We start from the raw sequence: 10,784 nt of genomic DNA, 5'->3' as shown, positions 1-10,784 counted from the left end.
GGTCGCTCTGCGCCAGACCGGCCGCCGCATTATCCTGGCCTTTACAGGTTCCGAGACAATCGTTCCCTGTGCCGCATCGGACTGCCGGCGCATCATGGGGAGTTCTCGCGCTAAGTCTAAGTGCGACGGGCTGCTAACCATGTGGATGGACACGCATGCTCACTTGTATTTTCCCGAGTTCTCCGAGGATCGGGAGGGAGTCATCGACCGCGCGCAAAAGGAGGGAATCGATCGCATCGTCGTCGTCGCAACCGACCTTGCCTCCAGCCGAGCCGCTCTCGCACTGGCGCAGAAGCACGCGAGTTTAGCCTGCACGGTGGGGATCCACCCAAAGAGCGCCCATGCCGCGCCGCCCGGCTTCCTCGCGGATCTAGAGGAAATCACTGCCCACAAGAAGGTAGCCGCTGTCGGCGAAATCGGCCTCGACTATCACCGCCTCCCCCCGGACCCGGAAGCAGCGGATGCGGAGAAAGATTGTCAACGCCGGGCCTTCCGGGCGCAGCTCGCTTTCGCCAGAGAGAAAAATCTTCCGGTGGTCATCCATCAGAGGTCTGCCTGGGAAGACACCCTTGCGACGCTCGACGAAGTCGACAATGCGGTGAGCTGTGTCTTTCACTGCTTTGGGGAAGGACCGGATCGGCTGCAAGAACTGATCCGGCGCGGCCACTTCGTCTCTTTCACCGGCATCGTCACCTTTCCCAATGCCCCCCTGGCAAGGGCCAGCGCCCAGGCTGTGCCCATGGATAAATTCTTCCTGGAAACCGACTGCCCCTTTTTGGCGCCGGTCCCCTATCGGGGCAAACGGTGCGAGCCATGGCATGTCCGTCTCGTGGCGGAGGCGGTCGCCCGCCTGCGCGCGCTGCCCCCGTCCGTCGTGGCCGAGGCAAGTTCGCAGAACGCGCGGCTCTTTTTCCGATTCGACGATTGACAGCGCGTTCCGCCGCGTTCCAGAAAAGAAGTGCCATGGACAAGACGAACCAGAATCCACACCCCTCCCAAGGCCAATCCTCTGGATGCCATCGGGCCTACTCCCGCGAACTCTTCGAGGGAGCCGCACGCGCCCCGAACCGTTCGATGCTCTACCCGCTAGGTTTCCAAAAGGAGGAGTTCGACCGGAAAGACCTCATTGGCATCGCCTCGACCTGGAGCCAGGTGACTCCGTGCAACATGCACATCGACGGGCTGGCTCGGGAAGCGGCCGCTGGCGCAAAGGAAGCGAACGCCAAAGCCCTGATCTTCAACACGATCACGGTCTCAGACGGAATCTCGATGGGAACCGAAGGAATGAAGTACTCCCTGGTATCCCGGGAGGTGATTGCCGATTCGATCGAAACGGTTGCGGCGGCGGAGGGAATGGATGGGCTCGTGGCCATCGGCGGTTGTGATAAGAACATGCCCGGCTGCCTCATCGCTCTGGCAAGGCTCAATCGGCCCAGCGTGTTCGTCTACGGCGGGAGCATTCTTCCGGGCTGCCATCACGGCAAGAAGATCGACATCGTCTCCGTTTTCGAGGCAGTCGGCGCCCAAGCGAAAGGTGATCTCTCGCTGGAGGAGATGGCCAGCATCGAAAGCCATGCGATTCCCGGGCCGGGCTCTTGCGGGGGAATGTACACGGCCAACACGATGGCCTGCGCCATCGAGGCACTGGGAATGAGCCTCCCGGGAAGCTCGACCGAGCTTGCGGTTTCCAAAGAGAAGCTGGCTGGCTGCCGTGCCGCGGGGATGGCAGTCCTGCAACTGATCGATCGTGGCATCCGGCCTCGCGACATTCTCACGCGGAAGGCCTTCGAGAACGCGATTGCGGTCGTGATGGCACTGGGCGGATCGACCAATGCCGTGCTCCATCTCCTGGCAATCGCTCATGCGGCCGAGGTCAAACTGAGCCTGGACGACTTCCGGCGGATCGGCAAACGCGTGCCCGTTCTCGCCGATCTCAAGCCGAGCGGCCGCTTTGCCGTCGCCGACTGGACGGAGATCGGAGGACTCCCTCCTCTCTTGCGGAGGCTGCTGGGAAAGGGTCTCCTTCACGGAGACTGCCTCACCGTGAGCGGAGCAACCCTTGCGGAAAATCTCCAGACGATCACCGATTATCCCGCCGACCAGAAAATCATCCTTCCGTTCGATCAGCCGATCAAGCCGATGGGCCATATTGTGATCCTTCGCGGGAATCTGGCACCGCTGGGTGCGGTGGCCAAGCTGACCGGGAAGGAAGGGCTCCGCTTCACAGGAAACGCCCGTGTCTTCGACTCGGAGGAAGCGGCGTTGGGCAACATCCTGGACGGCTCGGTCACCAAGGGAGATGTCATCGTCATCCGCTATGAGGGTCCCCAAGGAGGCCCCGGAATGAGGGAGATGCTCTCCCCGACCTCGGCCGTCATGGGCCGCAGCCTCGGAAAGGATGTCGCTCTGATTACCGACGGCCGCTTCTCCGGGGGAAGCCATGGCTTTGTCGTCGGCCACATCTGCCCAGAGGCGGCGGCCGGAGGCCCGCTGGCGATCGTTCAGAACGGAGACCTTATCACCATCGACGCCGAAGCCGAAGAGATCCGGCTCGAACTCCCCGACGAAGAGATCGCGCGCCGGCTGAAAGCTTGGACTCCGCCCCCGTCCCGCTACTCGCGAGGCCTTCTTGCCAAATACCGGGCCCAGGTGGGCTCTGCCCACTTGGGGGCGGTGACCGACGGAGAGAGTTTGAATCGGGAGCGCCGATAACGGCGAACCCACGCAGAGGTTGTCTTCCTCCTCCTGGCTGCGGAGCGTGGTTTCCTACCAGTCGCAGCCTACCCGTCTCACAAGCGTTCTCCTGCGGCTTGCGAAATGGACCCGGCTGCTTCGTCGGGATTTGGTTTTTCCTCCTCGCAGTATGTCGTCATAATACCGCTCCGGGGGAAAACCGGCGCCTCGCCTCGCATCCAAGCCCATTTGCGGCGCCTCGGCTACGAAATTTGTGAGAAATGGCGGTAGGGTACGAACTCTGTGAAACAGGCAGGCCAGCCTCGGATAAGGGCCAAGTTAGAAAAGGTCCCCGTGCTGTCGTGTGGGAATGGGGCCTTTCGACCACTTTGCAAATAAGTGGGAACCTTGCCGCGTGCTTCCGTCTTCCAGTGAAGGCCTGACGTTGGCCGCGCGAGCAACTCCGGCTCCCGTAATCGAACTTATCGGAGGAAAGGCATGCATCCCAAGCACGAGCAGCATAGGGAAATTGTTCGTCGGATCTCTCAACCAAGAAAATAGTTTGCGAAAACCCAGCCGCCCGGGCTCATTACCCGTTTTCGTTCAAAGAACCCGCAGGCCACCGGGCTTACGACTCCCGCAACGACCAGCCTTGAGCTTGCAAGGCCGCCCTGACGTCGCCGAGCCATCCGTTGACCTCTTTGTCTGTTAGGGTGCGGTCGGAGGATCGGAAAGTCAAGGCATAGGCCAACGACTTCTTGCCCGCCGGCAGGCGTGCGCCAGATGGGTCCCGAAACAAGTCGAACAACTGCAATCCCTCCAGGCAGGGGAGCCGGCACGCTGCGACGACGCGGCAGATTTCCGAGTGGGTCACCGGTTCGTCGACGACAACGGCGATATCTCGCCGAACGGGCGGATAGACCGGCAAGGGCCGAAAGACCGCCCTAGACTCTTCGCGCGAAAGCCATGACTCCACATCGTACTCCAAGAGCACGACGTCCGCCTCAATCTCTCGCTTGGCCGCCTCCTCGCGGGGGATGGTTTCCAGCCGCAGACGCGCCTCTTTGGGAAAGGCAAAGGACTTCTCCAGGAAGTCGGCCAGTCCCTTCATGTCGAAAAAGTCGAACCGACGATCGCCGGTCAGCCAATGAGGCTCCTGCGCCTCCCCGGCGAGGAGAAGTGCTAGCCGCTCCCGCTCCTCCACCTGCCCCTGGCAACGATGAAACACTCGGCCCAACTCGAAGAGCCGCAAGCTCCGGTTTCCTTTTGCCCAATTGGTGCGGGCGATCTCGATCAGGCCCGATCCAAGCTCGACACGCAGGAATCGTAAATCGGCGTTCGACGGATTCGACAACTCGATCCCGACTTCTCCCGGATCGGTCGCCGTAAAGGGCACGCTAATGCACTCCTGCCATCCACGCGCACCGAGTGCGGTTCGTACCGTCTCCCGTCGATCCCACCGAGAGTCGGCCCGACTCTTCTCCGCCCATCCGATAGAAATCCGGGGAGCCGCCTCCGCCAGGCCGCGCATCCGAACGACTTCTTCCACAAGGTCGGCTTCTCCTTCCAGATCGGCTCGATGGCTCGGGATTTCCCAAAGCCAGCCATGCTCCTTCTTCTCGAGAAGCGCGAGCCCCAACCGGCCGAGGATCGCCTCGAGTTCCCCGGGCGGAAATGGCTCCCCGCAAAGCCGCTCCACGGTTCTCTTTTGAAGCCAGATCGGAGCCCTTTCCGAAGGGAGCGTGCCGAAAGTGGATGTCCCAACCAGCCGGCCGCCCGCCCATCGAAGCAGCAGTTCGATCGCCCTGTCCCGCGCAAGCCCCACGATCCCGGGGTCGACCCTTCTCTCAAAGCGGTAGGAGGCTTCGGTCGAAATCGAATGCCGGCGGCCGCCCGCTCGGATCTCGTTCGGGCGAAACCAAGCGCACTCCAAGAGGACGCGTGCGGTCCTCTCGGACACGGCGGAACGTCTGCCCCCAATCACCCCCCCTAAAGCCTCCGGCCCATGCCTGCTGGCAATCACCAGATCTGCTGGCTCCAGCACCATCTCCTGATCGCCTAGAGTGACCAGACGCTCTCCCTCCCTGGCGCGCCTGACCGCGACCTCGCAATCTGCAAACGCATCCGCATCAAAGGCATGGAGTGGCTCTCCAAGCTCAAAGAGAACGAAGTTGGTGACATCGACCACTACATTCACAGGACGCAGACCTGAGCTGCGCAACCGCTCTTGCAGCCACGGAGGGCTCGGCTTTACCTCGATTCCCTCGATCAGGCTTGCGGCATACCAAGGCGCCGCCTCCGGGACACTCAAGACGACCCTTCCGGGCAAGCGCTCGATGACGGAGGGAACATCGGGCCGAGGAAAGGGGAGCAAGCGTCCACAGCGCAATGCGGCCAGTTCTCGCGCCAATCCCCGGTAGGAGAGGAGGTCCGGTCGATTGGGCGTGACCTCGACGATCAACTCGACGTCCGTCGGGAGAATCGATCCAACAGGAACGCCAAGCTCGCTGCCGGTCGGCAGTAGGAGGATTCCCTCCGATCTCCTCTCCTCCAGCCCCAGCTCCTCCGCCGAGCAGAGCATCCCCTCGGACTCCTCCCCGCGAATCCGCCTCCGTGCGATTTCCAATCCTCCGGGGAGCACGGCTCCCACGAGGGCAAGAGCGACTCGATCTCCCCGATCGAAGTTCGTGGCGCCGCAGACCAGATCCACTTCCTTCTCCGGAATCCGTGCCCGCACGAGCCGGAGCCGATCAGCACCCGGATGGGGCCGCCATTCGACCACCTCGGCCACTACGATCCTCGGATCTTCTGGCCCCCGTTTCCTCCAATGCGTGACCTCCAGGCCGCTCATCGTCAAACGATCGACAGCCTCCTCGACTGGGACCGTGGATTCGCAATATTGATTCAACCATTGCCAGGAAATTTTCATGCCTTCCCCGTCCCTTTCTCCCCTATTCCGTGCTCCCCTGCTTTCCGCCAAATGGCTCCATGGAGAGCATCGCCTTTGGTCTGAAAGATGGTCTCGAAGTGACTTTTAGGGAATCCACGGAGATCTTCCGCCCGTTCGAACCCAGCCAGAGCGGCAGCCGCTTGCTCGACGGTCGCAGAATAGGCGGCATCATCCGTCAGGAGACGGAAAAAGCCGCCCGGCTCCAGCACTCGAAAGATGGCTGTCACGACCCTCACGCTCAGCGTCCGACGAATCTGATGACGTCGCTTCGGCCAGGGATCCGGGAAGAGCACATGGATTTCCCTGCAGGAATCCGGTCGCGACCAAAAGAGCAGCAGCTCGTCCCATTCCATCCAGAGAACCCTGAGATTAGGAAGCCTGCGAAGCTCCTCAGCTCGCTGGATCTTCCGGACCCTTGGGAGCCTGCGCTCCACCGCCAAGACATTCCATTCCGGATGGAGTTCCGCGTAGGCAGCCGCAAAGCGGCCGTTGCCGGCTCCCAGATCGCAGACGATCGGAGCCGGACGGCAAAACATCCTCTGCCAGTCGTCCTGAGGAACGAGGAGATTGGTCTCGCCCGTCCCAGGCGTCCAAACCCCGCATAGAGGGAGGTCTACGGACTCACACATGCCGGCAGTCGTCCGGGTCCTTCTGGCGATAGCCATCGGCGATCCTCTCCCGGTTGACTTGATGCTTCTTTTGATAGGCCAGGAAGAGGTCGTCGGCGCTCATGCCGAGCACCTGTGCCGCGGAGACTAGGAAGTGGAAGAGGTCGACGAGCTCCACTCGGGCATTCTGAAAATCGCGCTTCTGGTAACGCGCCCACCATTTCCAGGGCACGCTGTCCGTCAACTCAGCAATTTCTTGACTCATGGCCCGCGCATAGTTGAGCAGCCATCGCTCCCTTCCCTCGTCATCGAGCAAGGCGGTTTCGATTCCGATTTGGCGGTTGAGGCCTTCCTGCAGCGCAAAAATCGCCTCGAGCTTGTCCGAATTGTTCACCTTTTCTCCCTTCCTCCGGCCCTTCCTAATGCGGATGCGCGGCAACTGAAGAGAAAAGAAACACTCCTCCGCCGTTTCAATCGAGAAAATACCGCTGCTCCTTCCCGGTCGGCTTTCGACAGCTCGCGCTCTTCCCACAAAGACGATACCGATTGGTCGCCACCAAGTCATAAAGCCAATCCAGGCATGGCAAGGGGAGGATCCGCAACAAGGTCGCCAGGAACCAATACCCTCGCAACCGCTGCAAGACCTCAAGAACGGCTTGCCCGCGCACAAACACGGCCGGTCCGCCTTTCCCCGCCTCCCAAACGACCACCAAGGAATCGGAGCCATTCAGACCTTCCTTCCCCTCCGCGTAACGACGGAATTTCTTTCCCTGAAGCGGCGCGAAGCGGAAAACATGTTCGGGATCGTGGCGCAATACAAACCGGACAAAGCGGTTGCAAAGGCCGCAGACCCCATCGAAGTAGATGATTCCCATCTCCGTATTCCGGATTGCGTCTCGAAGTAATCTGAGGCGCTCACCAACCGCCGCAAAGGAGAAACGTCGGTGAGCGCGGCGAATATCCCATCCAGGATCCCTCTCCCATGCCGATTTTGGCAGGCGAGGCGGCTGTCCACTCGGGAAAACATTTGACAAGCTTTCTTTACGCGATCACTGATTCGTTATGCTCGTGGATAAGCGAGGGTCGCGAACGCGCATTCTCCAGTTCATCCATTCCTATCTTCAACGCCATCACCGGCCTCCCACCGTGCGAGAAATTCAACACGGCTGCGGCTTCCGGAGTCCGCGAGCCGTCTCCTATCAACTCGAGCGCCTCGAGGCGATTGGATCGATTTCCCGTCAAAAAAACTCTCGAGGGATCCTCCTGCGAAAACCGTTGGAAGAGGGATTCCCCATTCCGTTTTTTCCCGCCATTCCCGCCGGACCTCCGGCCCCGATGCAGGAACCGGAGGTCGACAGCGTGCGCTTGACTCCGGAATTCTTGGGCATTTCCGATCGGTCCGCCTGCTTTGCCGTGCGAGTGCGCGGATCGAGCATGGTCGGCGCGGGGATTCTCGATGGCGACCTGGCGCTGATCGAAAAGAGACCTCCTCGGGAGGGGCAGATCGTTGCCGCACTGATTGATGGAGAATGCACGCTCAAAAGACTGATCCTCGATCCGGCGCATGGTTTCATTCTTCGATCGGAAAATCCGGCCTTCGCCGACCTGCTGCCAGCGCGCGATCTGGCGATTCAGGGAGTGTTGATCGCCGTCTTGCGAAAAGTAACATGAACGAGGGGACGAAACCGCCCGACGGCGGGGAGACTTCTTTCCGCTTTTGCGTCTTGCCAGAAAACCTATCTTCTCCGTTTAATTCGTTCGCGAGTCTCGGAAAGGCAGCGCGCGCGACCGGCAAACCCACGAGCTGAGGCCGGCCGATCCTGCGGAGGACTCAAGCTCATCGCCATTGTCGCGCACCCCTCCCTTAAGTTTTCATGCACCCTTCCTTAACCATCGTGCTGCCGGTTTACAATGAGGCGGGAATCGCCAGGGAGGTCGCCACCCGGGTCACGAGCTTTGCGGAAAGCCACCCCAGCTACGAGTTTCTCCTGGTCGACGATGGTTCGATCGACGCGACGGCGACGATTCTTTGCGGGATCCTCGAGAAGGAAGGCGTGCCCAATGTTTCCCTTCTCCGCTATGCTCCCCATCGGGGGAAAGGGCACGCCATCCTCTTCGGATTCCAAAGATCTAGCGGAACATTCGTCTGCTTCACCGATGGCGACTTGGCCTATCCGCTCGACTACCTCGACCGGATCGCGGCGGAACTCAAGGAATCGGAGATCGTGATCGGCTCCCGCAGCCGCTGCCGCGCCTCCCATGGAGATCCCAATCTACGCCGCCGCTTTCTTGGCATCGGCTACAATTGGCTCGTCCGTCTTCTCCTGGGGCTGCCCTATGCAGACACCCAAGCCGGTTTGAAAGGATTCCGCCGGGAATCGGCGGAACGACTCTTTCCTCTCCTCCGTTCCACCGGCTTCTCCTTTGACGTCGAACTCCTGTTTTTGGCAAAGAAGTTAGGGCTCCGCATACGAGAAATGCCCGTTCAGCCGACTAGGGAACACTCTTACAAAACGGGAAAAGTGAAGCTCTTGCGGGACTCCGCAGGCATGCTGGCGGACCTTTGCCGGATCCGGGCACGAGACTGGCTAGGGATTTATCATGAGGGACCCACTCGCACTCCTTAGCTTTGATCTCGAGGAGTTCGATATCCCCAACGAGTTCCAGCGGGCGCTCCCCAAACCTGAGCAGATCGAAGTCACCCTCGCTGGTCTCCGGCGGCTGACAGCCCTCTTGGCCGATCGAAAGATCGTCTCCACGTTCTTCTCCACTGCCGTGTTGGCAATGAATGCCCCGCAGGAGGTCCGCGAGCTGGGGCAAATCCATGAGATCGCCTCCCATGGATACGCCCATACGGGGTTTTTCCCATCCGATCCCCATCGTTCGAAGAAGGTGCTGGAGGAGATCACGAACAAGCGCGTCTTCGGATATCGAAGCCCCCGCTTTCGTCCCGTGGCGGATCGTCTCCTCCGAGAAGCGGGTTATACCTACAACTCCTCGGAGAACCCGATCTTCTTGCCGGGACGCTATTGCGGCCTATTTTCTCCACGCAAGGCGTACCGGAAGGGCGATCTGCTTCGGATCCCAGTCTCTGTCTCTCCCTTGGTTCGCTTTCCTTGCTTCTGGCTGGCTTTCAAGAACACTCCGCCCCCTCTTTTTCGGGCGGTTGCCGCCTGGACCCTCGCGGAGGGGGGCTATCTGCATCTGGTCTTCCATCCTTGGGAGTTTACCGATCTCGCCGGTTACGGTTTGCCCCGCTGGATCTCCTTGCCGTGCGGGCAAGAGCTGCTGGACCGGCTCGCTTCCTTCCTCGATTGGCTCGGCGCACGAGCACGCTTTACCACTCTGGCCGACTTCTCCGCGGCATTTCTGGCGCAATGAAGCGGGAATCTCTGGCGGAAAGCGCTCTCTCCCGTACGGGGGTTCTCCTTTGGCTCGGTTATCTCCTCCTGCTTTCCCTTGTCGTCGCTCACGCTCCCGAGCACGCGGTGACACCCACCTATGCCCAGGCAAGTCAAGCCTGGTGGCAGCATCGCAACCTTTACGACCTGCAGAGCGTGCATGGATTTCTCTATCTACCGCAATCGGCGATCCTCTACGCGCCCTTCGCTCTGCTGCCCCCCGTCCCGAGGGAGATTCTCTGGCGGGCGGTGAATCTCGTCATCTTGGCCAGCGCCCTGGCGCGCCTGGCGCGCCTCCTGCCCCGGCCCTCCCGATCCTTCGTTCTCCTAAGCCTTCTGACGATTCCCGCCTCCCTAGCCTCTGCCCGCAACGGCCAAACCAACCTTCCGCTGACGGGTGTGATCCTCCATGGTTTCCTGGAAGCCTCGAACGCCCGATGGGATCGAGCGACCGTTTGGCTTCTCCTGGGCCTGGTCTATAAGCCGATCGCGATTGTCCCCTACCTCCTGGCGGGTGTTCTCTTCCCTCGACTCCGCTGGTCGTTGCTTTCCGGGACCGTCCTCCTTCTGGCATTGCCCTGGCTCTTTGCACCGCCAGCATTCGTGCACGAAGAGTACCACCTCTTCTGGCAGAAGTTTCTGCTTTCCGGCCAACCTCATGAACCGAGCTTTTCGGATCTCTCGGGCCTCTTGGATACGCTGCGGATTCCTCTCGATCCCTCTTGGCTCCTCGGCTGTCGTGCGCTCTCTGCTCTGTTGACCCTGCTGCTCGCTAGGCTCGCCCTTCGCTGCGATCGCAGCCACGCCACCCTCGCCCTGTCGGGCCTCGCCGCCGCCTACCTGATGCTTTTCAATCCGCGAACGGAGGCCAACTCCTACATTCTCCTCGCCCCGTCAACCGCCGCTTTCGCCCTATGGGAGCTCGCACTCGGCAGGCGCGCAAGCGCTGCAGCCCTCATTGCGATTACCCTTGGCTTCGGCTCGTCGAGCTATGGGCCGATTCATGGCTGGACCAACCTCTGGTTCCAGCCGCTCCTCGCCCTGATCTCCTTCGGATACCTCTCCCTCCGCTGCCTTCGGCCGCTTCCTGCCGCCAATCCGGCGGCCGTACCGTCCCCCTCGGGCAGGGAGAGCGGCTGATTTCTGTTCCAA

General features: G+C 61.0%; 10 protein-coding genes and 1 other RNA gene. 6 read left to right on the top strand and 5 right to left on the bottom strand.

Annotated elements, in window-relative coordinates:
• Together A37A_RS0108060 and ilvD are read left to right on the top strand one after the other, a co-directional pair.
• Positions 1–928: TatD family hydrolase (locus A37A_RS0108060; RefSeq protein ID WP_081616220.1), on the top strand; the 928-nt coding region annotated here is incomplete at its 5' end.
• Between the two features lie 35 nt (positions 929–963).
• Positions 964–2,712 carry a dihydroxy-acid dehydratase gene (gene ilvD / locus A37A_RS0108055; RefSeq protein WP_018291007.1) on the top strand — a complete coding sequence of 583 codons (1,749 nt, stop codon included), beginning with the start codon at positions 964–966 and terminating at the stop codon, positions 2,710–2,712.
• A 306-nt stretch (positions 2,713–3,018) separates the two neighbouring features.
• On the opposite strand, the gene ssrS is transcribed toward ilvD, so the two are convergent.
• From ssrS to A37A_RS0108035, 5 genes are all read right to left on the bottom strand, one after another.
• Positions 3,019–3,203, bottom strand: a non-coding RNA gene (gene ssrS / locus A37A_RS19185) — 6S RNA.
• A 98-nt stretch (positions 3,204–3,301) separates the two neighbouring features.
• The gene (pheT, locus tag A37A_RS0108050; RefSeq protein WP_020494179.1) at positions 3,302–5,602 is read right to left on the bottom strand and encodes a phenylalanine--tRNA ligase subunit beta; all 2,301 of its coding nucleotides are present in this window, start codon (positions 5,600–5,602) and stop codon (positions 3,302–3,304) included.
• A complete protein-coding gene (locus tag A37A_RS18300) occupies positions 5,599–6,288 on the bottom strand; it encodes a tRNA (guanosine(46)-N(7))-methyltransferase TrmB (protein ID WP_081616219.1) in 690 nt (229 codons plus the stop codon). Before A37A_RS18300 ends, pheT begins: the two co-directional genes overlap by 4 nt.
• Positions 6,245–6,625 (bottom strand): dUTPase, encoded by a 381-nt coding sequence (locus A37A_RS0108040; protein ID WP_026195728.1) that lies wholly within the window; start codon positions 6,623–6,625, stop codon positions 6,245–6,247. The genes A37A_RS18300 and A37A_RS0108040 overlap by 44 nt, the downstream gene beginning before the upstream one ends.
• A gap of 76 nt (positions 6,626–6,701) precedes the next feature.
• Positions 6,702–7,106: a thiol-disulfide oxidoreductase DCC family protein gene (locus A37A_RS0108035; RefSeq protein WP_018291002.1), complete on the bottom strand. Its 405-nt coding sequence runs from the start codon at positions 7,104–7,106 to the stop codon at positions 6,702–6,704.
• 187 nt (positions 7,107–7,293) lie between these two features.
• On the opposite strand from A37A_RS0108035, the gene lexA reads away from it, so the two are divergent.
• The 4 genes from lexA (at position 7,294) to A37A_RS0108010 (ending at position 10,772) form a co-directional block, all read left to right on the top strand.
• Positions 7,294–7,902: a transcriptional repressor LexA gene (gene lexA / locus A37A_RS0108030; protein WP_018291001.1), complete on the top strand. Its 609-nt coding sequence runs from the start codon at positions 7,294–7,296 to the stop codon at positions 7,900–7,902.
• A gap of 203 nt (positions 7,903–8,105) precedes the next feature.
• Positions 8,106–8,858, top strand: coding sequence for a glycosyltransferase (locus A37A_RS0108020; protein ID WP_018291000.1), 753 nt, complete (start codon positions 8,106–8,108; stop codon positions 8,856–8,858).
• Positions 8,833–9,612 (top strand): polysaccharide deacetylase family protein, encoded by a 780-nt coding sequence (locus tag A37A_RS0108015; protein WP_018290999.1) that lies wholly within the window; start codon positions 8,833–8,835, stop codon positions 9,610–9,612. The genes A37A_RS0108020 and A37A_RS0108015 overlap by 26 nt, the downstream gene beginning before the upstream one ends.
• On the top strand, positions 9,609–10,772 hold the full coding sequence (locus A37A_RS0108010; RefSeq protein WP_018290998.1) for a glycosyltransferase family 87 protein: 1,164 nt from the start codon (positions 9,609–9,611) through the stop codon (positions 10,770–10,772). Before A37A_RS0108015 ends, A37A_RS0108010 begins: the two co-directional genes overlap by 4 nt.
• The last annotated feature ends 12 nt before the right edge of the window (positions 10,773–10,784 follow it).

The organism is Verrucomicrobium sp. 3C (assembly GCF_000379365.1).
Lineage (GTDB): Bacteria > Verrucomicrobiota > Verrucomicrobiia > Methylacidiphilales > Methylacidiphilaceae > Methylacidimicrobium.
This window is presented reverse-complemented; position numbering and strand designations above follow the sequence as displayed.